A 26,239-nucleotide genomic window follows, 5' to 3' on the forward strand; every position below is an offset into this window, starting at 1 on the left:
CTAGAGGGTCAGCAAGGGAAGATTACTTGGAGCATAACCAGGGGAACCGCCGAAGATAGCCGGCTCCGTTACATTTCTTGATGCTTGGCTTACAGGGGACCGGAAATGCCCTGCTTACGAATCATCAAGAAGTGCATCAGCATAAAGACGGCGATCGACCAAGGCAGCACAAAGGTGTGCAAGCTATAGAAGCGAGTCAGGGTTGCTTGACCGACACTTTCGCCACCGCGCATTAGTTCCACCAGTTGGTCACCCACCACGGGAATCGCCGCAGGGATACCGGAAACGATTTTGACCGCCCAATAGCCCACTTGATCCCAAGGGAGGGAGTAGCCTGTGACACCAAAGCTGACGGTAATCACCGCCAAGACCACACCCGTCACCCAAGTGAGTTCGCGGGGTTTCTTGAAGCCACCGGTGAGATAGACGCGGAAGACGTGCAGAATCATCATCAGCACCATCATGCTGGCGGACCACTTGTGAATGGAGCGGATCAACCAGCCAAAGTTGACCTCATTCATGATGTACTGCACAGAGGCAAAGGCTTCAGCCACCGTGGGTTTGTAGTAAAACGTCATGGCAAAGCCTGTGGCAAATTGGATCAAGAAACAGGTGAGGGTAATACCACCCAGACAGTAAAAAATGTTTACGTGGGGCGGTACATACTTACTGGTGATGTCGTCGGCGATCGCCTGAATTTCGAGGCGTTCTTCAAACCAGTCGTAAACTTTATTCATAACAATGATCAGTCCTGCGAAACCGCTGCTTTACTTTGAAAAATGTAACACAAGCCCTCTCAGACTTTCCATATTCAGTTGTTGATTGGTGCTACCCACCGTCCGATAATAAAGTCTCAACAGCTCTAGGATTCTGACTTGGGGCTGTGTCGTCTGCTACCTTACTCACAATGACCGCTTGGGAGGCTTTGACATGAATCTGTTGAAGAAACTGTTTGGTGCGATTTTCGGCCTATTTGGGGCGATCGCGAAACTCTTTGGCTTGGGCAAAAAGGGCGAGTTTTACATTGAACTAGATGAAAGCACCGCTGCCCCTGCTACACCGAAAACAACTGCTAAAGCGGCTGAACCCGCTTCGCCCTCTGAACCTGCTGTTGCTCCTCAGCCTGCTCAAACTGTTGCCGCAGCACCGCCCCCTATTGTCACAGCCCCACCAGAACCCACCCCTGCCCCTGTCACCCCCAGTGTTCCCTATACTCGTTTTGCTCGTCGTCGGCCAGGTGCCAATATGGCCGCATTCTTGAATATGGCGCGGCAAGTTCGTCCTTCTACCTAGGGAAGTAGATTCACAGAGCATTGGATGCCAAGGGGCTAGTGATGTCGGAATGTCGCATCTCTGTCCCTTTTTTTATGCAGTACATAGTCTCTGCACATTGCAAGATTCTCCCACTTGCAGTAGGATTCTGGCAAAGTGTGAGGGTATGCCATGGGTCAACATCACTCAGGAGGATGGGCAGCCGCAAAGATTGTTACAGGCCTACTCCTACTCTCTATCATTGGTGCCTGCGAGGCCGACACCACCACCGTTCCAACAGGTGAAGGACTGCGTATTGGCTCATTGTTACCCTCAACTGGTGATTTAGCCTCTGTGGGAACCCCTATTGCCGAGGTGGTGCCCCTGCTGGTGGAAACGGTGAATGCCTGTGGTGGCGTTAATGGGCAGCCCGTTACGCTCATTGCTGCCGATGATCAATCTAGTCCTGCCTCTGGGGCAGAAGCGATGACGAAGTTGGTGGAGATTGACCGCGTGGCGGGCGTCGTTGGTTCCTTTGGCAGTAGTGTCTCCAATGCCGCCGCCGATATTGCCACACGGGGTCAGGTGATGCTGATTTCCCCCGGCAGTACGAGTACACTCCTCACTGAGCGCGCCAAAAAAGGAGACTTTAACGGCTATTGGGCACGCACTGCCCCTCCTGACAATTACCAAGCCCAAGCCCTTGCCCAACTGGCCAAAGAACAGGGGTATCAGCGAGTCGCCACCGTGGTCATCAACAATGACTATGGCCGTAGCTTTGAGCAGGAATTTACCCGTGCCTTCAAAGCCCTAGGGGGAACGGTGATCAATGAAGAGCGCCCCACCCGCTATGATGAGCGGGCAACCACCTTCACCACTGAAGCCGCCGCTGCCTTTGACGGTAAGCCCGATGCGGTGGTGGCTATTTTGTATCCCGAAACAGGGAGCCTGCTTCTGAAGTCGGCCTTTGAGCAAGGTCTCACTCAAAACGTGGCCATTCTCCTCACCGATGGCGTGAAATCAGAAAGTTTCCCGGAGCAAGTGGGACGTACCCCTGAGGGCAAATACATTATTGCTGGTGCTAAGGGAACAGTTCCCGGTGCCGATGGCAAAGCCTTGGGTCGCTTACAAGAGCTGTGGCGTACCAAAAAAGACAGTGATCTTCCTGCCTTTGGCGCTCAAGCTTGGGATGCGGCGGCTCTGTTGGTACTAGCTGCCCAAGCCGCAGGGCAAAATACAGGGCAAGGAATTCGCAGCAAATTGCGTGATGTGGCTAACCCTCCCGGCCAAGAAGTGGATGATGTCTGTGCCGCCTTGGCACTCCTGCGGGAAGGCAAAGAAATCAACTATCAAGGCGCGAGTGGCAATGTCGATATTGATGAAAATGGTGATGTTGTTGGCGTTTATGACATTTGGCAGGTCACTGATGACGGTAAATTAAAGATCATTGGTCAAGTGAATCCCCAAAAACCCTAGGCATGGCAAGCACATTTTCTTTTGATATTGTGAGTGATTTTGACTGGCAAGAGCTGGTGAATGCAGTGGATCAAACAGAGCGGGAGATCAAAGCCCGCTATGACCTCAAGGATACCCAGACTACCCTTGAGCTAACCAAAGAGGGACTGACGATTCACACTGATAGCGAGTTTACCTTGAACTCGGTGCAAACTATTTTGCAACAGAAGGCAGCAAAGCGGCAGTTGTCCCTGAAAATCTTTGACTACGGTCCTGTGGAGGCAGCAGGTGGCCAGCGGGTCAAACAGTTGATTAAGTTGCGGCGTGGTATTAATTCAGAATTGGCGAAGGAGATTAGCAAGCTGATCCGCAATGAATTTAAGAAGGTGCAAGCCTCGATCCAAGGGGATGTGGTGCGTGTCAGTGCCAAGTCCAAGGATGATCTCCAAGCCGTGATCCAACGCCTGAAAACGGAGGATTACCCCGTGCCATTACAATTTACGAATTACCGCTAGGGATTGAAGGGTCATGTTGGGGTCTGTATCGCTAGGAACGTTGGGGCTAATTGTCGGTTCACTGCTGACCGGGGTGGGAGTGGTGGCCTATGCGGGGGGAAATGCCACTTTGAATCTGGCTGGATTCTTCTATGGCGTGCCATTGCTACTGGGAGGATTGGCCTTAAAGGCGGCAGAACTCAAACCGGTACCCTATCGTGAAGCGCCAACGCCAGAGGCGATCGCCGGCCGTACTCAAGCCACCCCGACCCAAACCCAAATTCGCAAGGATGTCACCCGCTATCGTTATGGCCAAGAGGCACACCTAGACAGCACATTGGCCAGCTTGGGATTGAGTCCTTCGGATGCCGAGCGTCCTGTTTTGGTGGCGATCGCCGAAACGTTAACCGAGGGAGCCTACACCCTGATTCTAGAATTTGACTCGCCAGCGGTACCCCTTGAGCTGTGGCAATCGAAGCAAGCGAAGATGGAGACGTTCTTTGGCCCCAATATTCGTGTGGCCGTGACGGAGCAGGGAAATGACCGCGTGGCCGTAGCGCTCATTCGCCAGTAAAGCAGTGGCTAAGCCTGTTCCAGTTAACTAAGATGATTGGTAAACAGTTTTTCCTCTGAATTGAGGTGTTACGATAGCATCATTGTTGCGGCATTCTAACCAAAGAGTCAGACTTTTTGCGGCCAGTCTGCTCTCAAAAACGCATCTTCGACATGAGCGATTAGGGCTATGGGTAAAGTTATCGGCATTGACCTTGGAACCACAAACAGTTGTGTGGCCGTCTTAGAGGGTGGCAATCCCGTTGTGATCCCCAGTGCCGAGGGCGGACGCACCACCCCCAGTATTGTTGCCTTTGGCAAATCGGGCGAACGGTTGGTGGGTCAACTGGCAAAGCGGCAAGCGGTGACCAATGCGGAGAATACTATTTTTAGTATCAAGCGGTTTATCGGTCGCCGCTGGGAGGAAACCGCCCAAGAACGCACCCGTGTGCCCTATACCTGTGTGCCGGGTCGCGACGGCATGGTGGATGTGCAGATTCGCGATCGCGTCTATACCCCCCAAGAAATTTCCGCCATGATCCTGCAAAAGCTGAAGCAGGATGCGGAAGCCTATCTGGGGGAACCCGTGACTCAAGCCGTGATTACGGTGCCGGCCTATTTTAGTGATGCCCAGCGCCAGGCCACCAAAGATGCGGGGGCGATCGCCGGCCTAGAGGTGTTACGCATTATCAACGAGCCAACGGCTGCCTCTTTGGCCTACGGCATTGACAAGCAGGATCAGGATCAAACAATTTTGGTTTTTGACTTGGGCGGTGGTACCTTTGATGTCTCGATTCTCCAACTCGGCGATGGGGTCTTCGAGGTGCGCTCCACCGCGGGGAATAACCACCTAGGGGGCGATAACTTTGACGAATGTATTCTGGATTGGCTTTTGACCTCCTTTAAGGAACAGGAGGGGATCGATCTTTCCAAGGACAAAATGGCCCTGCAACGGCTGCGGGAGGCTGCTGAAAAAGCCAAAGTGGAGTTATCGGGCACCCTGAGCACTTCCATTAACCTGCCCTTTATCACTGCCGATGAAACCGGGCCAAAGCACCTTGAAATAGAGCTGACCCGCCGCAAGTTTGAGGAACTCTGTGCCCACTTGGTACAGGCTACCCTTGAACCCATGCAGCAGGCGATCGCCGATGCGGGTCTCACGGTGCAAGATATTGATCGGGTGTTGCTGGTGGGCGGTTCCACCCGAATTCCAGCCATTCAGGAGTTGGTGAAGCAATTCTGCGGCAAAACCCCGGATCGCTCCGTAAATCCTGATGAAGCCGTTGCCATCGGGGCGGCGATTCAAGGCGGTATTCTCAGCAAGGAAACAACTGTTAAAGATCTGTTACTTTTAGACGTTACGCCCCTTTCCTTGGGTCTAGAAACCCTTGGGGGTGTCTTTACGAAAATTATTGAACGCAACACCACTCTTCCCACCAGCAAAACCCAGACTTTTTCCACTGCCACTGATGGCCAAACCGTGGTTGAAATTGCTGTCTATCAAGGGGAGCGTCCCATTGCCAAGGACAATAAACAACTGGCCTGCTTTGAACTCACCGGCATTGCCCCTGCCCCGCGCGGAGTGCCGCAAATTGATGTTACGTTTGATATTGATGCCAATGGTATCTTGAGTGTGTCTGCCGTTGATCGTGCCACAGGTCGGCAGCAAAGTGTGCGCATTACCAATCGCGGTGGCCTCAGCAGCATGGAAATTGAGCGCATGCGCCAAGAAGCCACGATCTATGCCCAAGTAGACCAAATCAAAAAAGAAATTGCCGAACTGCGCAATCAAGCCGATGCCCTGCTGTACAGCTATGAATCAACGATCAAAAACCATGGCATTGCCTTGACCCCGGATCTGCGGGCACGCATTGAGCCAGTGGTTCAGAGTATGCAGGCAGCAATGGTGGATGACAACATTACTCCCGATGAAATTCGCCATCGGATGGAAGCCCTACAGCAGGCTCTGGTGACCTTGGGGAGCATAGTTTATCAACAGACCGCAGGTGGTTCAATGATGACCTCAAGCCCAACAATGGGGGGAGCCACAATAAGTTCCCAAGCTACTCAAGTTTTAGATAGTGACGCCACAATCATCAGCGATAATGAAGAAACAGTTGTTTCAGACTATGAAGCGGTTGATTAATTTAGGTAACGGTAGCTATGGCTCGTGATTTCTATGAGATCTTGGGTGTCTCCCGCTCTGCGGATGCTGAAGAAATAAAACGAGCCTATCGGCGCTTGGCTCGCAAGTATCACCCCGATGTGAACAAAGAACCGGGTGCCGAAGAAAAGTTCAAGGAAATCAACCGTGCCTATGAGGTGCTCTCGGATCCACAGGCGCGGGCCAACTACGATCGCTTTGGTGAAGCCGGCGTCGGTGGAGTTGGAGCTACCGGCTTCGGTGATTTTGGTATTGGCGATATGGGTGGCTTCGCCGATATTTTTGAAACCTTCTTTGGCGGCTTTGCCACGAGTAGTCGGCGACAGCAAGGACCAACCCGAGGGGAAGATCTACGCTATGACCTGCAACTGGAATTTCGCGAAGCTGTTTTTGGCGGTGAAAAGGAAATTCGCATCAACCATTTAGAAACCTGCAAGACCTGCCAAGGTACTGGAGCAAAGCTCGGTACACGTCCCGTTACCTGTCCAACTTGCGGTGGCATTGGTCAAGTGCGGCGATCGGCACGAACCCCCTTCGGCAGTTTTACCCAATTGACCACTTGTCCCACCTGTGGTGGTTCTGGCGTCGTGATTGAAGATCGCTGTGAGGCCTGCGGTGGCCAAGGCCATATCCAAGTCAGCAAAAAGCTAAAAATCACCATCCCTGCTGGGGTGGACAGCGGTACACGGCTGCGGGTCTCCGGTGAAGGGGATGCTGGTCTGCGGGGAGGCCCCCCCGGCGATCTCTACGTCTATCTTTTTGTCGCACCCGATCCCGAGTTTCAGCGGGAAGGCAACAACATCCTGTCGCGGATTAAAATTAGCTACTTGCAAGCAATTCTTGGTTGTCGGATTCCCGTGAGCACTGTGGATGGGGAGGCAGAACTGAAGATTCCCGCAGGCACCCAACCCGGTACAGTGTTAGTCCTAGAAGGCCGAGGTGTGCCCCGTGTGGGCAATCCCGTGGCGCGAGGTGATCACCTAATTACCGTTGATGTGGAAATTCCCACCCATATCAACCATGAGGAACGAGAACTGCTGGAGAAATTGGCGAAGATTCGCGGCGAGCGCATGGGCAAAGGCGGTTTAGAAGGCTTCCTTGGCAGCTTGTTTGGTGGCTAAGGGACTTTGCCTAGAATAGAGAAAATCGTTCGTTGGGGGATCCCTGCCATGCTGACTGAGGTCTTGACAGCACTGGATCAAGGAAATTTCCAACAGGCTGAAAAATTGTTGGCAACCTTCTCTCCTGAAGATCCCCATGTGCTATTGTGCCGAGGCCAACTCTATCTCAAGACAGAGCGGCTAGAGGCGGCTGAGACAGACTTTCGCCAATTGCTGCGGCTGAACTGTGGCTCCAAGCTGACGCAAATGGCTCGACGCGGCCTCGAAAAAATTGAGCAAATTCGCCAACAGCAGCGACAACAGGCTATTTTAGAAACCCATGCCGTGGTGGGTGTAGAGCAGCAGGGAGTCTTGGTCTTGGAGGGGGTGGCTGCCCCTGAACAGCGGACAATCCTTGCTCGCCTTTTGGCCACGATGTTCAAGATTGACCCCTACACGGCGCGACTTTTGATCCCATCGCGGGGCTGGCGTTTGATTCGCACGGGCAACTTTGCGGAACTCACCGTCTATTGCCAAGAACTGAAACAGCAGGGGTTTACCCTCTTCTGTGTTCCCTTTGAGGCACTAACGGCAACACCGGTCTTGCAGGTGCGTTATTTTGCGGCGTTGGAACCGCAGCCACGGGTGGTGTGTACTAGTTCGTTATCGCCAGAGCGGGTGGAGCTAACCTTTGCTTGGTCACAGGTGAGCCAGCGGGTGGAGGGTTTGCTGCCGATTTTTGAGCAGGTGTTCGATCGCGATCGCCAGGGGCAAGTCACCTACAAAGAACAAATTCAGGATCATGCCCAGTGCTGTGATCTTCACCTGTTAGAGCAAAATCAAATCCTGCGCTTTTATCGCGGCGGCTACCAATTTCACCAAGGGATTCCCCTCAATCAAGTGGCGGAGGTCATCCAAAGTGATCTGGATTTGGATCAAAATACCTCATGGGTGAAGTGGCGACAGTTGTCCAGTCTCTGGCAGCAGCACTGGGGCGATCGCCCCGTCTGGCAAGACTTCACCAGCTTTGCCGAAACCGCTTTAGACTTTCCAGAACTCCTAAGCAAAATCCCCCCCCACATCAATCTTTTTCGCCGCGAAGACAGTCCTTGGGATGCTGCCTTCATGCTTTACAGCAGTTTAGCCTTTCATCGTGCCCGCAGTGGCAGCAACCGTTAAGCTAGAAACAGAAGTCTGCTCGTACGAGTGTCTGTGTTGTACCGTCTCCAACAAGCCATTAAGAATGATCTCATTGCTGGTCTGCTAGTGGTGATTCCACTGGCAACGACGATTTGGCTATCGATTTCTGTGTCTAGTTGGGTGTTGGATCTCCTCACCCGCATTCCTAAGCAAGTACACCCTTTCAAAACATGGCACCCACTGTTGGTAGATCTGCTCAATGTGGCCGTGGGGATTATCGTGCCCCTAAGGGGCATCTTGCTCATTGGCTTAATGGCACGCAATATCTTTGGCCAGTGGCTATTGAACACGGGTGAGAGCATTCTCAAGCGCATTCCCTTGGCGGGCAGCATCTATAAGGTGTTGCAACAACTCCTAGAGACCATTCTGCGGGACTCAGGCGATCGCTTTCGCCGTGTGGTACTGGTGGAATATCCTCGGTCGGGCCTGTGGGCTGTGGCCTTTGTCACTGGCACGATTAATGGTTCGATGCAAACGGTGTTTTCCGAGCCGATGTTGAGTCTGTTTATCCCCTCGTCCCCCAACCCCACCACGGGTTGGTATGTGATTGCCAGTGAGCGGGATGTGCGAGATTTGGATATTTCAATCGAGGATGCCTTTAAGCTGATTATTTCCGGCGGAATTGTCACACCGGGATCGGTTCCGACCTCGACTCTGCCCCCCACGACTGCTCCAGTGCGCTAAGAACGCTTTTTTGAGGATTTGCTCCATGATTACTGCTCGTCGTGTTGCTCGTGAATTGGCGTTGCTCAGTGCCGACCAAGTGCTGCGCCAACCAAAACTACTGGATGAAAGCGACTGCCGCAGTTTAATTCTGATGGCCGTACGCACACTGGCAAGTGATGTGCGCGATACCCTCGAACAGGCCGCCACCGAACTCGGTGAAAGTCAGCGACTGCTTCGCCACAGTGAGTTTCAGTTGCCCCACCTCGAAAAGGCACAGGTGGTGCTTCAAGATGCTCTTCAGCGGGCGGAAAAGGGCTTGAATAAAATAGGCGCTGCCCTTGATCTACCAGAGATCCTCTACTTTGCTCACCAAGATGAAGTTCAAGCCTATGCGATCGCCCTGCTGCGCTGTTTACAGCGGCACCGAGCTGAGATTGAGGATCTGGTGAATCGCTCAATGGTGGATTGGCAACTGGAGCGACTGACACACTTAGATCGCGCCATTATTGAAATTGCCGTGGCAGAGATGCGCTATCTTGATGTGGCCAAACAAGTGGCCATTAACGAGGCGATTGAGCTGGCCAAACGCTACAGCGATCAGGGCAGTCACCGCTTTATCAATGGCGTGCTGCGGCGGATCAGTGAAGCTCTTGACACGGCTCAGGCAGCCACCGGTAACTGAAACCACTGCCACAATTGCTGCCGACCCAATTCCACATCCTCAGGCCGACATTGCCAGTGGGGATGGGCACTCATCACTAAGCTTTCGAGGGTTTCGCGATCAAAGAGATGCCAAACGGGGGCACCGTCAACATGGTGGGCGATCGCCAGCAGATTTTCAGCCACACAGTGAATGTCTAAGCAGGTGGCCGCCCGCTGAATTTGCAACTGCTGCCCCGGTAGGAGCGATCGCACAGCCTCCATAATCTCCCGCAGTTCGGAGATGCTTTGGACACAAACTCCCGGAATAGCCACCCGCTGCTGGGGCTCCCCATTGACGTGTAGCCAATAGTGACGGCTGGGATCAATTCCCAATAGCCATGGATCAACATCATCTAAACGATAACGAGGAGCCAAGGAGAGTCCATGCATCATGTACCCATTTCCTAAATAACAGCATTGATATCCAGCGATCGCAGGGATCATTCTTATGTATATGTAGTGTGATAAGTCTCCTTTATTTGATCAATCAAAGTTAATAATGCTTAACCATTTGCCAACAGTTGTTAACAAAGCCCCTGTTGTGCCATCTGAGAAGTCACAGTTTTGTTACAGCAGCTACAAGAATCCAAGGGTAATTGGTTAAAATGAAGTTAAATCTAGGTTAATTTCTGAGAAAAAAGGATAGGTAAGCAATGAATAAATACGAATTTTTACATCCCCATAGCCGTTACCACGGTGACTTTACACCCGAAAACTTTTTATTTGATGCTAACTTGCAGGAGTTTGCCACCCGCGTGAGCTACATTGCCGGCCTCGAAAATAGTGGCAAGCTCTCCCCGCAGGAAGCCTATGAGCAAATTAAAAGCCTATGGCAAGAACTGAAAGCAAGCAAAAAAGCGCTGCTAGATACGGTATCCTCCAGCTAGGCTTGCAGGCGATGGAGCGTCTCCCGAATCAGTTCTGTCGGCACGTGATCAAACATCTCCACATGACCAATGGCGGTGGGGAGAATAAAGCGTACCTTTTGTGCCTGCACCTTCTTGTCATGCTGCAAGAGTGCCAGCAGTCCCTCCACCTCAAAGTGCGCCGGGATTGTTGTCGGTAGCTTTGCTTTGAGAATCAACGCCCGTTGGGTGGCAGCAGCTTCGGCTGACCAATACCCCAAGACCACGGCCAGTTCTCCCGCTGCAATCATTCCCACTGCAACTGCTTCGCCGTGGTTCAAGAGACGATAGTTGCCCATCCTTTCAAGGGCATGGCCAATCGTGTGCCCATAGTTCAAAATAGCCCGCAGACCGGCTTCCCGCTCATCTCGGCTGACCACATCCACCTTCGCTTGGCAGGAACGTTGCAGGATTTGGATTAAGTGCTCGGCGGGCAAGGCGCTCATCCGATCCAAGCGTGGCAACTGACTCAGTAGGTCAAAAAGCTCAGCATCCCAAATCACCCCGTACTTAATCACCTCCGCCATACCGGCTCGGAATTCTCTAGGGGGCAGGGTTGCTAAAACATCGGGATCAATGACCACAAGCCGAGGTTGATGAAAGGCACCAATGAGATTTTTGCCTTGGGGATGATTGACGCCCGTTTTGCCACCAATGGCGGCATCCACCATTGCCAAGAGACTGGTGGGAATCTGAACCACGGCAATCCCCCGCAGCCACGTCGCTGCTGCAAAGCCAGTCATGTCCCCAATGACACCACCGCCAAGGGCAAAGAGGGTGGAACCCCGTTCCAAGCGCTGACGCAGGGCAGCATCATATATCTTCTCGACGGTTCTGAGGGTTTTGTAGCGTTCCCCTGCCGGTAGGATGCAGGGGGTGACCTGCCAGCCTGCTTGAGTCAGTACCTCTTGCACGTCCATGCCGTAGTAGCGCCAAATTTGCGGATTGGAAACAATAAGAGCGGGGGCTTTGGGGGTCAAGGGGGTATATTCGGCCAGAAGTGCAGGCAACTGCCGCCGTGTGTTGGCACCAATGGCAATTCGGTAGGCGTGCTCACCAAGAGGCACGGGAATCAGCGTTGTCATTGTCGGATTTGCTGGGGACATTTACTTATTAAGTATTTTCAGTCATCACTGCCGGGACGGGGAAACGCTGACTTCGCTTGCCACGGGGCAAAAAAGGGCAGCAGGAGCAAGGCTGGTAAGGCAGCCCCAATCGTAAACAGAAAAAAGAGCGGCCACCCCATGATTTCTGCGGCTTTCCCCGCCGGGGCTGCTAGGACATCGCGACTAAAGGCAAACAGACTGGAGAGCAGGGCATACTGCGTAGCACTAAATTGGGGATTGCAGAGGCTCATTAAAAGGGCGGTCAGAGCAGCGATCGCCAGCCCCGCACAGAAGTTATCAATACTAATGGCGGCCACCATCACCGTAGGATTGGCACCGGCATTGGCCAACACAAAATAGGAGATATTGCTGGAGGCTTGCAATCCCCCCATGATCCACAGGGCACGGTGAATCCCGGTTTGACTGATGGCTGCGCCCCCGGCAAGGGCACCAACAATTGTGGCAATCAGCCCCACCCCCCCTTGCACTGCGCCAATTTGGGTTTGGCTAAAGCCCTGCTGCAACAGAAAAGGGGTCATCATGTTCCCTGTGAGGGCATCCCCCAAGCGGTAGAGGCAGATAAAGAGCAGAATAATCAGCCCGGTTCCCCAGCCGTAGCGCTGGAAAAAGTCAAGGAAGGGTCGAATCACTGCTTCCGCTAAGGAACGAGGAGCTGGGGGATGTACCTCAGGTTCCGGCGCCCAAAGAGTAGTGACCATGCCCACCAGCATCAGCAGCGCCATGAGGACGTAAACCACTGGCCACGGCAGTTGATCGGCCAAGATCAGCGCTAGGGAGCCGGTGATCAGGAGTGCAATGCGATAGCCAAGGACATAGATACCTGCCCCAGCTCCCATTTCAAGCGGTTCTAGGACATCGGCACGGTAGGCATCCACGGCAATATCTTGGCTGGCGCTCAAGAAGGCAATGGCCAAGGCATTCACCGCCAACAGCCGCAGACTTGTACTGGGATCCTGTACCGCCATGAGAGCGATCGCTCCTAAGAGAAGTACCTGAATCAGCAGTAACCACCCTCGCCGCCGTCCCAACAAAGGGAGCGTATAGCGATCCAACAAGGGTGACCAGAGAAACTTCAGCGAATAGGGCAACCCCACCAAGCTAAAGAGGCCAATGGCGGTCAAGTCAATGCCCTCAACGGTCATCCATGCTTGCAGTGTTCGACTGGTGAGAAACAGGGGCAGCCCCGACGAAAAGCCCAATAAAAGCAGTGCCACCATTTTGCGACTTTGAAACACCCGTAGGGCTGCGCTGATTCCCGCCATTTATTTTGTTCCACTGCTTAGGACTTGCCCTAGTTTAGAGCAAAAAGGGCAGGAACCTAAAGACTACTGGCTTGACTGGCGCGGCTGGGGCGAAAAGCAGGCCGACAGGTGTCTAGGGAAACAGGGACAGGCTTGACGTGCCAGATGTCTTTGCAGTACTCGGCAATCGTGCGATCGCTCGAGAATTTGCCCATGCGCGCCACATTGAGAATAGACATCTGTGTCCAGTGAGCCTTGTCGCGAAAAGCCTGCGCTGCCCGTTGCTGACAGTCCACATAGGATTGGTAGTCCGCCAAGAGCATGTACGGGTCTTCATTCAGCAGCGAGCTGACAATGGGTTCAAATAGCCCCGGCTCACGCGGATTGAAGTAATTGGAAATCAGACTGTCAATCACCTTCTTGAGCATGGGGTTGCTGTTGTAATACTCGCGGGGATTGTAGCCCTCCGCTTTTAGGCTCATCACCTCCTGAGCTGTTAGACCAAAGAGGAAGAAGTTCTCTGCCCCCACCTCTTGGCGAATTTCCACATTCGCGCCATCCAGTGTCCCAATCGTCAGTGCCCCGTTGAGGGCAAACTTCATATTTCCAGTGCCGGAGGCCTCTTTCCCAGCGGTGGAAATCTGCTCCGAAAGATCGGCGGCGGGATAGACCATCTCCCCAAGGGAAACGGAGTAATTGCTCAAAAACACCACTTTGAGGCGGCCATTCACATCACTGTCGTGGTTGACCATATCGCCCACAGAATTGATCAGCTTGATGATCATCTTGGCCATGAAATAACCGGGGGCTGCCTTGCCGCCAAAAATAAAGGTGCGCGGCTGAATGTCCATGTTGGGATTGGCTTTGATTTGCTCGTAGAGTGTAATGATGTGGAGCACCGCCAAGTGCTGCCGCTTATACTCGTGAATGCGCTTGATTTGAATGTCAAAGAGGGAATAGGGATCTACTTCGATTTGATTGTTGCGCCAGATATACTCCGCTAGGCGCTCTTTATTGGCTTGTTTGATTTGCTGCCACTTGGCCTGAAAGGCGGGATCGGTGGCATAGGGTTCTAGGCCACGCAGGTCTTCAAGGTGGGTAATCCAGCGATCGCTCTTCAGTGTTTCAGTAATCAGACTGGCCAAGCGCGGATTACTCATCAATAGCCAACGACGGGGGGTAATACCATTGGTTTTGTTCTGGAACTTGTTGGGGTACATCTCATAGAAGTCCCGCATCAGCTCCTGCTTGATCAGCTCTGTGTGCAGTTCGGCTACCCCATTCACCGTGTGGCTGCCGACACAGGCCAAATGCGCCATGCGCACCTGCTTGGGATACCCCTCCTCAATCAAAGACATGCGTGCCAACCGTGCAATGTTGCCGGGGTAGCGCAGGCGAATCTCATTCAAGAAGCGGTAATTAATCTCGTAAATGATTTCTAAATGGCGCGGTAGCAGTTGACCAAAGAGTTCCACTGACCAGCGTTCGAGGGCTTCCGCCAGCAGTGTGTGGTTGGTATAGGCAAAGGTGCGCTGGGTGATGTCCCAGGCTTTTTCCCATGTGAGTTGGTACTCATCCACCAGCAGCCGCATCAATTCGGCGACCCCAATGGCCGGGTGGGTATCGTTGAGCTGAATGGCTACTTTGTCCGGGAAAGCATCAAAGCTGGTGTGCCGACGCAAGTAGAGCCGAATAATGTCCTGTAAGGAGCAAGAGACAAAGAAATACTGTTGCCGCAGCCGCAGTTCTTTGCCTTGGGGGGTATTGTCGTTTGGGTAGAGCACCTTCGAGATGTTTTCACTAAAGGTTTTTTCAGAGACCGCTTGGGTGTAGTCGCCCGCATTGAACACCTGAAGGTTAAAGTCTTGAGCGGCGCGGGCACTCCACAGACGGAGTGTGTTGACGGTGTTTTTACCATAGCCGGGAATGGGTGTATCGTAGGGCGTGCCAAAAACCGTCGTGCTGGGGATCCAACGCACGCGGTAGTGCCCTTGGGCATCGGTGTAGGCTTCGGTGTGACCGCCAAATTTGACTTCAACGTTGTAATCGGGACGGGCAATCTCCCAAGGGTTGCCAAAGCGCAGCCAGTTGTCGGGCACTTCGTGTTGCCAGCCATTGGTGATGATTTGCTCGAAAATACCAAATTCGTAGCGAATGCCGTAGCCGACAGCGGGAATTTCAAGAGTAGCTAGAGAGTCGAGGAAACAGGCCGCCAAGCGTCCTAAACCGCCATTGCCTAATCCCGGCTCCGGTTCGCGCTCCATGAGTTCATTGAGGTCAAGGCCAAAGTCGGCCATCGCCTGTTTGGTTTGCTCGTAGAGGCCGACGTTAATCAGATTGTTCAGGAGCAGGCGACCAATGAGAAACTCTGCCGATAGGTAATAGACCACCTTGGCATCCTGCTCAAAATAGGTTTGGGCGGTTTTAATCCGCCGATGCAGCAGGCGATCGCGCACCGTGTAGGCCAGTGCCATGAAGTAATCGTAGGGCGTGGCAAACATGGCATCCTTGCCTTGGATGTAGTGGAGATTATCAACAAAGGCGCGCTTCAGGGTTTGCACGGTCATCCCGGTGCGATCGCTCTCGATATACAGATCGCAGTGGTCGTCGCTGGCAGCAGGATTGGTGTGGGAAACTGAATCGACAGGATGACCGTTCGGAGTGGCGGAGTTATTCATGCAAACTGTGGCTCTGAAGGAATCGGAAATAATTTAACTTAAGGCTAATACAGATTTGTGAAATGTACATTAGATTACCGCTGTGGGAATTTTAATAATTGATTTATCTGTCTTTACATTTTTTAATCTTCTCAAAAAGTCCCTAAAACGCTTGGGGAATGGCTAGTCAAACCAACCAATTTCGGCATCCCCAAGGTGAGAGGCATTGGGATTGGGGGTGGGAATCTCATTGACAAGAGGCTTAAATCCCACGTCCTCAAAACGGTAGGGCTGAGGAGCAGTGAGTTGGCGAATGACTTCTTTGGCTTCTTCAAATTCGGCGTGCAATTCCTGATGGCGAGTCTGGAGTTCCTGAAGCGCTGTTTCAAGGCCTTGGGCGCGATCGCGCCACGTTTGCACTTCCTGTTGGAGTTGCTCTATCTGGGTGTTCTGAGTCATTTTCTCAGCTTCTGCGGCTGCTAAGGCTGCTTTGAGGGTGGCCAGTTCTTGCTCTAGTTCTGCCTTGGTGGGCTGGTGACGACTCCGCTTGTTGGGAGCTTGACTTTGTTTGGCGGCCTCTTGCCGCAATAAGTCACTGAGATTTTGGTGTTCCATCAAATAATTAAATAATTTACAAAATTGATCTTTGCATAAAATTCGCACTGATGGGCTATAATCGCTTGGAATTCTTTTGGCTGTGAGAGTGAAATATGCTAACCTCGACCGCAACGCTGCTGACCACGGAGCAGGCACACCTCAAGATTCAGGGGGGCTATCGGTTATCGGGTGAGGTGAGGATTAGCGGAGCCAAGAATTCAGCACTGGTCTTGATGGCAGGGGCGCTCTTAGCAGCCGACACAACCATTCTTCATGCAGTGCCTGACTTAGCCGATATTCGCCGCCTCGCGGAAATTTTACAGGCATTGGGGGTGAAGGTACAACGCCTCGGTAGTGAGGCGATCGCCATTGATGCCACAGACTTAAATACCAATGATCCCCCTTATCGCTTGGTCAGTCAACTGCGGGCGAGTTTCTTTGCCATTGGTCCTTTGGTGGCACGGTTAGGTGTTGCCCGTGTCCCTTTGCCCGGTGGCTGCGCCATTGGTGCCCGTCCGGTGGAACTCCATGTGCGCGGTTTGCAAGCGATGGGGGCTGAAGTGACGATTGATCACGGTGTCGTCACTGCCAGTGCAGCCAAACTCAAGGGAACACGCATCTATTTAGACTATCCCAGCGTCGGCGCAACGGAAACCCTAATGATGGCCGCCACTCTTGCCGAGGGGGAAACTACGATTGAAAATGCCGCCCAAGAACCCGAAGTGGTGGATTTGGCTAACTTTTGTATCGCCATGGGGGCAAAGATCTATGGCGCCGGCACTAATTCAATCACGATTGTCGGAGTCGATCGCCTCCACGGCACTGAATATGAAATTATCCCCGATCGCATTGAGGCAGGAACCTTTCTCTTGGCGGCTGCGGTTACTCGCTCAGCAATTACACTTGCACCCGTGATTCCCGCTCATCTGACTCCCGTTATCGCCAAACTTGCAGAAATGGGAGCAACGGTTGAATTCCCCGATCCCACCCGTGTCCGCTTTACCCCTGCCCAGCGCTACCGTGCCACTGACATTGAAACGCTCCCCTACCCCGGCTTTCCCACGGATATGCAAGCCCTAATGATGACGTTGCTTGCCATCAGTGAAGGGAATAGTTTAGTCAGCGAAACGGTGTTTGAGAATCGCTTTGGCCATGTGGCCGAGCTGAATCGCATGGGTGCTGATATTCGCGTCAAGGGCAATCACGCGGCGATTCGAGGGGTGCCCCATCTTTCCGGCGCGCCCGTAACAGGTACGGATTTACGCGCCACAGCGGCCTTAGTGGTTGCTGGACTAGCTGCCCACGGAGAAACCCACGTCTATGGCTTGCAGCACTTAGATCGAGGCTACTGGCAAATCGAAGCCAAGTTGCGGGGTTTGGGCGCACAGCTAGAGCGCTATGTTCCGAGTACAGCCCCTTCTCCAGTTTTTTAGTCCGGCCTTGGGAGCAACGGCAAGCTCATTGCCCGAACCTCCGGTCCATTGGGTCATGATATGGGTGAGAACTTCAGCCACTGTAGGCGTCCAATGCTGCCAGGCGGTGAGAGGAAGCGCCAGTGCTCCCCAATAGGCACCAAAAAGACAGCTCAAAAGAGGACCGGCGTTAGGTTCTTGGCGGCAGACAATTCCATGAGCCAACTCCAAGTCCCAGGGGGCGATCGCCAAGGCATAGCGGAGAATCTCTCCTCTTTCGGCAGGGAAAGCTAAAGGTTCAGGGGCCCAAGCCGCCCCTAGGTATTCGTGCAGCAGCGCTTGAATGTCTTGCAGTTCCGCGGGAACCGAGATCAGGGGTTGATCCCATGAGGCAAGCAACTGGGGAAGCTGTACGCACCAATCCCCTTGGTTATGGAGCAGCCATTGCTGCGGCAGTGCCTGTGCCAGATGAGCATCCTCCTTAGCCATGCCCCAGAGGAGTCCAAGGAGGGCACCGCGAAATTGTTCATAGACGCCGCCTCTAACCATTAGGCTGCTTGCTTTTGACCGACAACGGCATAGAAGGGATCGGTGAGTCTTAACCAAGACCAAGGACGGGGCAGATGGGTTTCGATCACCTTAAGGGCGGGAATGCTCTCGATGTAGGTTTGCACTAACTGCACGCGATCGCCCTCCGTGGCTTCTCGCCACGCCTGAATTGCCTTTTCAAAGAACATGCGATTGGAGAAGCTGACAATGACCACCCCTTGGGGCTTGAGGACACGGGCAATTTCTGCGAAGATCGCCTCCGGATACTGCAGATACTGCACCGACACCGCCATCAGCACGGCCTCAAAAGCGGCATCCTCAAGGGGCAAGGCCAACTCTTCGTTGAGGTTCTGCACAAAATAGCGATCTAGCCGAGGGTTGCGGGCTAACTCTGCGGCATTCATGCCATGGCCCACCACTTCCTGAAAGAAGACCTCCGGGGGCAGATGGGACACCCAACTACTCATTAAGTCCAAAACCCGCATCTGCGGCCGCAAGTGTTGGCGATACAGATCCGTTAGGCGCGCCAAAAAGAAATCATCCACGTGGGTCACAAAACGGGGCACCGCGTAGAAGAGATCATCACTGCGGCTATCTAGTTTCGTGCGCTGCTGAGGGCTGAGAATCATGGGGCTAACTGTTGCGCAATCTCCTTCTGAAGATAACCAACAATCTCCGTTAAGGGGAGGGTGAGCCGAGCGCCCGTGGCCCGAACCACCAATTCAACTTCCCCTTGGGCGATCGCCCGCCCCGTCACCAGCCGATAGGGAATGCCAATCAAATCGGCATCTTTGAACTTCACCCCTGCCCGTTCCTCGCGATCGTCGAGGAGCACCTCAATCCCTGCTGCTTGAAGCTGCCCGTAGAGGTCGGTGGCCACCTGCCTTTGCTGCCCATCCTCAATGTTGGGCACGACGATAATCACTTGATAGGGAGCGATCGCCAGCGGCCAAATGATGCCGTTTTCGTCGTGGTGCTGCTCCACCGCCGCCTGGGCTAAGCGGGAAACCCCAATGCCATAGCAGCCCATCACCAGGGGCACTTCTTGCCCTTGCTCATTGGTGTAGGTGGCCTTCATTGCCTCAGAATACTTGGTGCCCAACTGGAAAATATGGCCAATTTCAATACCACGAGCACTTTCAAGGTACTGATTGGGATCGTGACAGGCGCGATCGCCTGCTTGGGCCTTGCGCACATCGGCCACAATCCCCGGCAGCGGACAGGCTTTGCCCCAGTTGACCCCCACCCGATGCTGTTGATCGCGATTAGCGCCCGTAATGAATCGCTTCAGGGTTGTCACCGTTGGATCGGCAATGCGAATCCAGTGGGGAATAATTTGGGGATCCGCTTTAATCACTGCGTCTTCCAAATCGGGGCCAATGTAACCAAAGGGAATCGGTGTTGCGGCCCACTCTTGAGCTGTATTGGCATCCGCCACCCGCAGATCCAGCAATTTTGTGGCGCCATAGTTGGGGGCAAGGGAGGTTAGGGTGTTGTGCAGCTTGACGCTGTTCACTTCTTGATCGCCGCGAATACTCACCAACACCAGACCCACCCGCCCACTGTCGAAGACCGCTCGATAGAGGACATTTTTCACAATTTGGGTGGGATGGCACTGCAATTGCTCAACCAAAGCATCAATGGTTGCCGCATTGGGGGTCTCCAGCGTCGCCGTCTTTGTGTAGGTTGTCGGCACAGGGTCAGGAGGCAGCGAGACGGCCTTTTCCACATTGGCCGCATATTGACCGTCGGCCGTGTAGAGCACTTCATCTTCGCCGGCGGCAGCCAGTACCATAAACTCATGGGAGGCCGATCCCCCAATGGCACCAGAATCCGCTTCTACGGCTCGAAAGCTCAGGCCACAGCGCCGCAGAATCCGGCTGTAGGTATCGTACATCGCCTGATAGGCTTCCTTGAGGCTGGCCACATCGGCATGGAAGGAGTAGCCGTCCTTCATAATAAATTCCCGCCCCCGCATCAGCCCAAATCGCGGCCGAATCTCATCGCGGAATTTCGTTTGAATTTGGTACAGATGAACGGGCAACTGGCGATAGGAGCGAATCAAGTCCTTGGCAAGGGTGGTGATGACCTCTTCATGGGTGGGGCCTAGGCCCAACTGCCGCTCAGACCGATCCGTCAGGGAAAACATGATCCCTTCCGCCTTGGTGTAGGTATCCCAGCGCCCCGACTCTTGCCACACCTCAGCGGGTTGCAACTGCGGCAGTAAACACTCCAAGGCACCACTGCGGTTCATTTCCTCGCGGATAATGGCGCTGACCTTTTGCAGCACTCGCCACATCAAGGGCAGATAGCTATAGATGCCACTGGCAATCCGTCGAATATATCCTGCCCGCAGCAATAGTTTGTGGCTGGGAATTTCTGCTTCCGCCGGATCATCGCGAAGCGTGACAAAAAGCATTTGCGAGAGGCGCATAGCTGGGCTACCGAGACTGCACAGAGCCTCTATTTTACGATGGCAGGCGATCGCTAGGGGGTAGCCGTCGGTTCGGGTTCCACTGGTGGCGGTTGAACAGGGGTCGGCGGAGGGCCGGCAGTGGCTTCAGGTGTCGGTGAAGGACTGGCAGGGGTGGGGTCAACTGTGGTTTCAGGAGTGGGCGGGGGAGATGCCTCAGGGGTCGGTGAGGGCGTCACTGTTTCTGGCGTGGGTGTTGCTGGCGGAGCCAATTCTGGCTCGACTGCTCGTTCAGAAGTAGTTTCGGGGGGACTAGGGGGGCTTTCCCACCAAGGGGTTGGGGGGATCGCTTGCTGCCGTTGACGCACGCTCAGTTCGTAATCCCATTGCCAAATTTTGTTCAGGGCTTCGCGGTAGAGGGCGCGATCGCGGCCAATTTGCTCGGCGGTTTGAATGGCTTTCTCAAGTTTGCCTTCCTGGGCCAAACGAATGGCGCGATCCAAAATGGGACGATCCTCAATTTCTTCCAGTTTTGCCTGCCACTCCTCACGGTAATTGGCAACGACCTTAGCAAGCACGGCATTGTCGGGGAAGTATTTGAGAACGCCGATAGCAGCTTGGTACTGCTTTTGCTCCGCAAGGGCGATCGCCGCATGGAGCAAGGGTTGCTCATCAATGGTGTGCAGATCCCGTTGCCACAGGGCAATCAAACCTTGGGCTTGACCCCGTTCCGGCTGACCAAGGGGCACCTGCCGAGCTTGAGCAACAGCCAAGGCATACCCCCAGCGTAGATGGGAATTAGCAAGCCACGACGCCCACTGAAGCTGCTGCTGGTTACGCAACTGTTGCTGCCATGTCTTGAGGTAAGCTTGAGCCGATTCATAGAATGGATCGGTGGTGGGAATCTGCTGCACGCGGGCGATCGCCTCCCAGTAGCCCAAAACCGTTCCCTTGGCCGCAAGGGCTTTGGCTTGACCCAAGATCACAATCGGGCGATCGTGGTAGGACACCTCAAGCGCCGGGGCAATTTTCTCGATAAGGGCTAAGGCGCCCTCGCGATCGCCGGCGGCTAAGCGCTCCTCTGCATAGGTAAATACTTGCGGAATCCAACGGCGAATATCCGCTTGGGCTTGGGAATAGACAACCGCCGCCGGGGGAATTTTCAGAGCCAGCATGACCGCCTCCGCCAGTTCATTGGGCGTTAGCCAAGCCGCTAAGTCCCGTGCCTGCACCAGTTGTACCCACGCATCCTGTTCTTGGGAGATGCGCACCGAGAGCTTTTGGGCCTGTTCGCGCCAGTAGGGGGTGCCTAATTGGTTCATCAATTTCACTTGCAGTAATGCCAATCCCCAATCCTGCTGCCGCAGTGCCGCCTCCGCTGTGGCCAACAAGTTTCCACCCTCTCCTACATGGGTTGCGGTCAGTAGCTCTTGGGCTTGGGCGTAGCCGGCGGCAGTGCTGGGGATTTTCTTCAGGAGAAGGGTGGCCAGTTCGATATTGCCTTGGCTCAACTGTTGGCGGGCAATTACTAGAAGGGCGGCAGACCATTCATCGACACGTCGTTTTGCTTGGGGAAAGAGGGGGTGATCTTCTGGCCATTGACTGACGGTTTCAATCGCTTGAGCGAGAGAGGGCAAGTTGCCGTGAAGAGCTGCTTGATCCGCACAGTAGAGGCGATCGCCATCACTCATGACGAAGCCGGGGTGACGACAATCGGGCAAGGGGGGTAACACCAATAGCCACGCACTGGCAGTCATCAAGGTTGCTCCGGAGATTAAAAAAGGGATAAGCCAAGGCCACCCCTCGTATGCCATAAGGCGTTGGCGGTAGGTTTGCCAGCGGGAGGGAATAGATTCCGTGGTCGTTGTTCCCACTGGGGCGATCGCTAGCTCCGCTGACTTAGGAACCCGCCGGAACCACCGTTGCCAAACCTCTAGTGCTTTCATTCCTTGCTGCGGCTCCTCACCCACTGCCTGAAATTTCCCTAGGATGCTAGGGAGGTCATTAGAACTTGTTATAGCAAATCAACTTGTCGGTTCTCTCCTGAAGTTGCTGTTTCCCACGGCAGGATTATAATTTAAGGATACGAATTGCAATAATCCTTAACATTTCTCTTGATTTTGCAACCCCTGTGACCGCACTCTGGCAACGTTTGATTTTAATTTCCCCCTTTTTCTTTTGGGGAACTGCCATGGTGGCTATGAAAGAGGTAATGCCCCATACCTCGCCGCTGTGGGTGGGGGGGGTGCGCCTCGTGCCCGCAGGTCTTCTGGTTTTAGCGGTGGCGATCGCCCTTGGTAAACCCCAACCCAATAGCTGGCAGGCGTGGGGATGGATTAGTCTGTTTGCCTTTGTGGATGGCTTTTTATTTCAGGGGTTTCTGGCCACGGGCTTAGCAAAAACCGGCGCCGGCCTTGGCTCTGTGATGATTGACTCCCAACCCTTGGCGGTGGCATTGCTGTCGCGCTGGCTGTATCAAGAGCGCGTTGGGGGTTGGGGCTGGCTGGGGCTATTCCTTGGCTTACTGGGCATTAGCGGCATTGGTCTAGGCGATGACCTCTTGACGCTGCTCCATCAACCTAGCACATGGCAAGGCATCCCTTGGGGACAGTGGTGGCAGCGGGGCGAACTGTGGATGCTGTTGGCTGCCCTCTCGATGGCCGTGGGCACAATTCTTATGCGCCCCTTGGCACGCTATGCGGATCCCGTTGTCGCCACCGGCTGGCACATGGTCTTGGGGGGACTCCCCCTATTGCTTTGGCCGAGCCTACAGACCCCGGCGCCTTGGGCAGGCCTCCACTGGTCGGATGTTCTCAATCTGGGCTATACCACCCTCTTTGGCAGTGCTCTGTCCTACGGTGTCTTTTTCTATTTCGCCGCCAAGGGAAATCTCACCAGTCTCAGTGCCCTGACGTTTCTCACGCCGGTGTTTGCCCTCACCTTTGGGCATTGGTTCTTGGGGGAAACCCTAAGTCAGGTTCAGTTACTAGGCGTGGGGTTAACGCTCCTCAGCATTTACCTTATCAATCAACGCCAAGTGCTTGGTCAGTGGTGGCAACAACTCCCCTTACCTGCTCGCTTGCGTGAATCGCCGACCTCTGTCCGCGTTAAGGTAGTTGATCAGATGAAATAGCCTGAGCATCTAAGCTACAGCGTTCCCAACCCCCAGCGAGTCTATGAATCAACCTGTTCGCCTGATCCAGTTATCGGATTTACATTTATTTGCCACAGAGGAAGACCGACTCCTTGGCCTGCCCACGGCTCAATCCCTAGCTGCTGTTTTGGAAGCCATTCGCCATCATACCCCCAATGCCCTGCTGCTGACAGGAGACTTGGCTCAAGAACCTATTGCCACCACCTACAACCGCTTGGCCGCTGCCTTCAGCGATTTTACCTGTCCTGTCTATTGGATTCCCGGCAACCATGATGAACCAAGGGCAATGCTGCCGGCGCTTGCGCGTCCGCCGCTGCGGGGCGATCGCCAGATTAACCTTGGGGCTTGGCAAGGCCTGCTCCTGAGTTCCTACGCAGAGGGTCAAGTTCACGGTGAATTGACCCCTGAGACCCTAAGTTGGCTAGAGGAGACCTTACATCGCACAGGCGATCGCCCCACCTTCATTGCTCTGCACCATCCCCCCTTTGAGACCGGTGCCCCTTGGCTTGACTGTAGCCGCCTCCAGCACCCTGAGCATCTTTTTGCCGTTTTAGATCGCCATCCACAGGTAAAACTGGTTCTCTTTGGTCACATCCATCAGGAATTTGCTACCGAGCGGCAACGGGTCACGTATCTGGGCTGCCCTTCCACCTGTATCCAGTTTTTGCCCCGTGCCCCTGAATTTTCCCTTGAACCCATTGGTCCTGGTTTTCGTCATCTCTCGCTATACCCCGATGGCACATTCAGCACCCATATTGAGCGGGTAGAGATTCCCCTCACATTGGACTTCAGTGCCAAAGGGTACTAAAACCTAGGCGATAGCCGCATTTGTAGGCTATACCTATTGAGAAAAGTGCGTGTAGGTAGGAGTGGTGGGCAATGAACCTCAGTCGGAGTACTGATGAGATTAAACTGGTTCCCGAGATGACCGGTGGTCGAGTCCCCTATACCCCCCGCAACCATCGCCGTATTCTTTGCATTTTTCCCCGCTATAGCCGCTCCTTTGGTACGTTTCACCATGCCTACCCCCTCATGGGCAGCGTACGCGCCTTCATGCCGCCCCAAGGAATTCTATTGGTGGCCGCCTATCTTCCCGAATCTTGGGACGTGCGCCTCATTGATGAAAATGTGCGGCCGGCAACCGAGGCCGACTATGCTTGGGCAGATGTGGTGATTATCAGTGGCATGCACATTCAGCGGCCACAAATTTTAGAAATCAATGAAATTGCCCATCGTCACGGTAAACTCACTGCCCTTGGCGGGCCTTCGGTTTCCAGTTGTCCGGAATACTACCCGCAGGTGGATATTCTCCATTTGGGGGAACTGGGGGATGCCACGGACAAAATGATTGCCTACTTTGATGAATATGGCAGCCGGCGCCCACCCCAACAGTTGATCTTTGAAACCACCGCAAGATTGCCCCTGAGTGAGTTTCCCATCCCCGCCTACCGGCACGTGCGCATGGAAAATTACTTCCTCGGCAGTATTCAGTTTTCCAGTGGCTGTCCCTTTCGCTGTGAGTTTTGCGATATCCCCGAACTCTATGGCCGCAATCCCCGCCTAAAAACGCCACAGCAGATCCTCAAGGAGCTGGATACCATGCTGGCTGCGGGCAATCCGGGAGCAGTCTATTTTGTGGACGATAACTTTATCGGCAACCGCCGCGCCGTAACCGAACTGCTGCCACATCTCATTGAGTGGCAGAAGGCCAACGGCTATCCGGTGCAGTTTGCCTGTGAGGCGACCCTGAACATTGCCCAAAGCCCGAAACTCCTCGAAATGATGCGGGAAGCCTACTTCTGTACGATTTTCTGTGGCATTGAAACCCCCGAGCCGGAAGCACTTCATGCCATCCACAAAGATCAAAACCTGAGCATGCCGATTCTCCAAGCAGTGCAAACCCTCAATCGTTACGGCATGGAAGTGGTCTCCGGAATCATCATCGGCTTTGATACGGATACACCCCAGACGGGCGATCGCATTCTTGAATTTATTCGCGCTTCCCAGATTCCCATATTGACGATTAACCTGCTGCACGCCCTACCCCGTACTCCCCTGTGGCGGCGCCTTGAAGCAGAAGGTCGCCTCAACCATGACGAAAGCCGTGAATCCAATGTGGAGTTCCTCATGCCCTACGAAGAGGTGGTGGAAATGTGGCGCCGCACGATCACAGCCGCCTATGAACCAGAATTCCTCTACGAACGGTTTGCCTACCAAATGGAGCACACCTACCCCAACCGCATTGCCGTGCCCAATAGTCCGGCTCGCCTCAGCCGTGAAAATATCCTGCGGGGACTGCGGATTATGAAAAATCTCCTCTGGCACGTGGGGCTTTGGGGGAGCTATCGCAAGACGTTCTGGAAACTGGCATGGCCTGCTCTGAAAAAAGGCCAAATCGAACAAGTGATCCATGTCGGTGTTGTGGGGCATCATTTGATTAACTTTGCCCAAGAATGTGCCCGTGGTGATGAAGCGGCGTCTTTCTATGCCCAACGCCTACGCCGACAAAATTCAACGTCCTCATCATCCACATCCGCAATCAAGTTGGCGGTCAAACTGCGTTAGCCACGGGGTAGGTTGGTTTATTTACTTATTTACTG

24 protein-coding genes are annotated in these 26,239 nt (G+C 53.9%); 14 read left to right on the forward strand and 10 right to left on the reverse strand.

Annotated features, from left to right (window positions below):
• Positions 1-89: 89 nt before the first annotated feature.
• Positions 90-737, reverse strand: a complete 648-nt coding sequence (gene petB, locus ACK4IR_RS02810) for a cytochrome b6 (RefSeq protein WP_011056639.1) — start codon at positions 735-737, stop codon at positions 90-92.
• Positions 738-930: 193 nt separating this feature from the next.
• On the opposite strand from petB, the gene ACK4IR_RS02815 reads away from it, so the two are divergent.
• The 9 genes from ACK4IR_RS02815 to nusB all read left to right on the forward strand — a co-directional run bounded on the left by ACK4IR_RS02815 (position 931) and on the right by nusB (position 9,564).
• Positions 931-1,293 carry a hypothetical protein gene (locus ACK4IR_RS02815; protein ID WP_409872269.1) on the forward strand — a complete coding sequence of 121 codons (363 nt, stop codon included), beginning with the start codon at positions 931-933 and terminating at the stop codon, positions 1,291-1,293.
• Positions 1,294-1,443: 150 nt separating this feature from the next.
• Positions 1,444-2,727, forward strand: a complete 1,284-nt coding sequence (locus tag ACK4IR_RS02820; RefSeq protein WP_409872272.1) for an ABC transporter substrate-binding protein — start codon at positions 1,444-1,446, stop codon at positions 2,725-2,727.
• A 2-nt stretch (positions 2,728-2,729) separates the two neighbouring features.
• A complete protein-coding gene (locus tag ACK4IR_RS02825; RefSeq protein WP_409872275.1) occupies positions 2,730-3,221 on the forward strand; it encodes a YajQ family cyclic di-GMP-binding protein in 492 nt (163 codons plus the stop codon).
• 13 nt (positions 3,222-3,234) lie between these two features.
• The gene (locus ACK4IR_RS02830) at positions 3,235-3,774 is read left to right on the forward strand and encodes a DUF2854 domain-containing protein (protein ID WP_409872278.1); all 540 of its coding nucleotides are present in this window, start codon (positions 3,235-3,237) and stop codon (positions 3,772-3,774) included.
• A 168-nt stretch (positions 3,775-3,942) separates the two neighbouring features.
• A complete protein-coding gene (dnaK, locus tag ACK4IR_RS02835) occupies positions 3,943-5,898 on the forward strand; it encodes a molecular chaperone DnaK (RefSeq protein ID WP_409872280.1) in 1,956 nt (651 codons plus the stop codon).
• 17 nt (positions 5,899-5,915) lie between these two features.
• Positions 5,916-7,037, forward strand: a complete 1,122-nt coding sequence (dnaJ, locus tag ACK4IR_RS02840; protein ID WP_409872283.1) for a molecular chaperone DnaJ — start codon at positions 5,916-5,918, stop codon at positions 7,035-7,037.
• Between the two features lie 48 nt (positions 7,038-7,085).
• Positions 7,086-8,195: a tetratricopeptide repeat protein gene (locus tag ACK4IR_RS02845; RefSeq protein WP_409872286.1), complete on the forward strand. Its 1,110-nt coding sequence runs from the start codon at positions 7,086-7,088 to the stop codon at positions 8,193-8,195.
• A 33-nt stretch (positions 8,196-8,228) separates the two neighbouring features.
• A complete protein-coding gene (locus tag ACK4IR_RS02850) occupies positions 8,229-8,900 on the forward strand; it encodes a DUF502 domain-containing protein (protein WP_409872289.1) in 672 nt (223 codons plus the stop codon).
• A gap of 25 nt (positions 8,901-8,925) precedes the next feature.
• On the forward strand, positions 8,926-9,564 hold the full coding sequence (nusB, locus tag ACK4IR_RS02855) for a transcription antitermination factor NusB (RefSeq protein WP_409872292.1): 639 nt from the start codon (positions 8,926-8,928) through the stop codon (positions 9,562-9,564).
• Here nusB and ACK4IR_RS02860 read toward each other — a convergent pair.
• Complete coding sequence (locus ACK4IR_RS02860) at positions 9,543-9,977, reverse strand: hypothetical protein (protein WP_409872294.1); 435 nt, start codon at positions 9,975-9,977, stop codon at positions 9,543-9,545. The genes nusB and ACK4IR_RS02860 overlap by 22 nt on opposite strands.
• Positions 9,978-10,237: 260 nt before the next feature.
• On the opposite strand from ACK4IR_RS02860, the gene ACK4IR_RS02865 reads away from it, so the two are divergent.
• Positions 10,238-10,471 (forward strand): hypothetical protein, encoded by a 234-nt coding sequence (locus tag ACK4IR_RS02865; protein WP_409872296.1) that lies wholly within the window; start codon positions 10,238-10,240, stop codon positions 10,469-10,471.
• Here ACK4IR_RS02865 and aroB read toward each other — a convergent pair.
• The 4 genes from aroB to ACK4IR_RS02885 all read right to left on the reverse strand — a co-directional run bounded on the left by aroB (position 10,468) and on the right by ACK4IR_RS02885 (position 16,129).
• A complete protein-coding gene (aroB, locus tag ACK4IR_RS02870; RefSeq protein WP_409872299.1) occupies positions 10,468-11,574 on the reverse strand; it encodes a 3-dehydroquinate synthase in 1,107 nt (368 codons plus the stop codon). The two genes, ACK4IR_RS02865 and aroB, sit on opposite strands and share 4 nt — an antisense overlap.
• A 38-nt stretch (positions 11,575-11,612) precedes the next feature.
• Positions 11,613-12,878 (reverse strand): AmpG family muropeptide MFS transporter, encoded by a 1,266-nt coding sequence (locus tag ACK4IR_RS02875; protein WP_409872300.1) that lies wholly within the window; start codon positions 12,876-12,878, stop codon positions 11,613-11,615.
• 56 nt (positions 12,879-12,934) lie between these two features.
• A complete protein-coding gene (locus ACK4IR_RS02880) occupies positions 12,935-15,535 on the reverse strand; it encodes a glycogen/starch/alpha-glucan phosphorylase (RefSeq protein WP_409872304.1) in 2,601 nt (866 codons plus the stop codon).
• A 162-nt stretch (positions 15,536-15,697) separates the two neighbouring features.
• A complete protein-coding gene (locus ACK4IR_RS02885; protein ID WP_409872307.1) occupies positions 15,698-16,129 on the reverse strand; it encodes a hypothetical protein in 432 nt (143 codons plus the stop codon).
• Positions 16,130-16,224: 95 nt separating this feature from the next.
• On the opposite strand from ACK4IR_RS02885, the gene murA reads away from it, so the two are divergent.
• Positions 16,225-17,544 carry a UDP-N-acetylglucosamine 1-carboxyvinyltransferase gene (murA, locus tag ACK4IR_RS02890; protein WP_409872310.1) on the forward strand — a complete coding sequence of 440 codons (1,320 nt, stop codon included), beginning with the start codon at positions 16,225-16,227 and terminating at the stop codon, positions 17,542-17,544.
• On the opposite strand, the gene ACK4IR_RS02895 is transcribed toward murA, so the two are convergent.
• Genes ACK4IR_RS02895 through ACK4IR_RS02910 form a run of 4 tightly spaced genes read right to left on the reverse strand, consistent with a single transcriptional unit; the run spans position 17,500 to position 22,431 of the window.
• On the reverse strand, positions 17,500-18,072 hold the full coding sequence (locus ACK4IR_RS02895) for a hypothetical protein (RefSeq protein WP_409872312.1): 573 nt from the start codon (positions 18,070-18,072) through the stop codon (positions 17,500-17,502). The two genes, murA and ACK4IR_RS02895, sit on opposite strands and share 45 nt — an antisense overlap.
• Positions 18,072-18,701 (reverse strand): class I SAM-dependent methyltransferase, encoded by a 630-nt coding sequence (locus ACK4IR_RS02900; RefSeq protein WP_409872314.1) that lies wholly within the window; start codon positions 18,699-18,701, stop codon positions 18,072-18,074. The genes ACK4IR_RS02895 and ACK4IR_RS02900 overlap by 1 nt, the downstream gene beginning before the upstream one ends.
• Positions 18,698-20,506, reverse strand: coding sequence for a proline--tRNA ligase (locus ACK4IR_RS02905; RefSeq protein WP_409872317.1), 1,809 nt, complete (start codon positions 20,504-20,506; stop codon positions 18,698-18,700). The genes ACK4IR_RS02900 and ACK4IR_RS02905 overlap by 4 nt, the downstream gene beginning before the upstream one ends.
• 53 nt (positions 20,507-20,559) lie before the next feature.
• Positions 20,560-22,431, reverse strand: coding sequence for a hypothetical protein (locus tag ACK4IR_RS02910; RefSeq protein WP_409872320.1), 1,872 nt, complete (start codon positions 22,429-22,431; stop codon positions 20,560-20,562).
• A gap of 245 nt (positions 22,432-22,676) precedes the next feature.
• Between ACK4IR_RS02910 and ACK4IR_RS02915 the strand changes: the two genes are divergently transcribed.
• The 3 genes from ACK4IR_RS02915 (at position 22,677) to ACK4IR_RS02925 (ending at position 26,204) form a co-directional block, all read left to right on the forward strand.
• Entirely contained in the window at positions 22,677-23,618 is a 942-nt protein-coding gene (locus tag ACK4IR_RS02915; protein ID WP_409872382.1) for a DMT family transporter, read from the forward strand.
• A gap of 43 nt (positions 23,619-23,661) precedes the next feature.
• Complete coding sequence (cpdA, locus tag ACK4IR_RS02920; RefSeq protein ID WP_409872322.1) at positions 23,662-24,447, forward strand: 3',5'-cyclic-AMP phosphodiesterase; 786 nt, start codon at positions 23,662-23,664, stop codon at positions 24,445-24,447.
• Between the two features lie 71 nt (positions 24,448-24,518).
• Positions 24,519-26,204 carry a B12-binding domain-containing radical SAM protein gene (locus ACK4IR_RS02925; protein ID WP_409872325.1) on the forward strand — a complete coding sequence of 562 codons (1,686 nt, stop codon included), beginning with the start codon at positions 24,519-24,521 and terminating at the stop codon, positions 26,202-26,204.
• Positions 26,205-26,239: the final 35 nt, after the last annotated feature.

Source organism: Thermosynechococcus sp., from assembly GCF_046299635.1.
In the GTDB taxonomy this organism is placed as follows: Bacteria; Cyanobacteriota; Cyanobacteriia; order Thermosynechococcales; family Thermosynechococcaceae; genus Thermosynechococcus.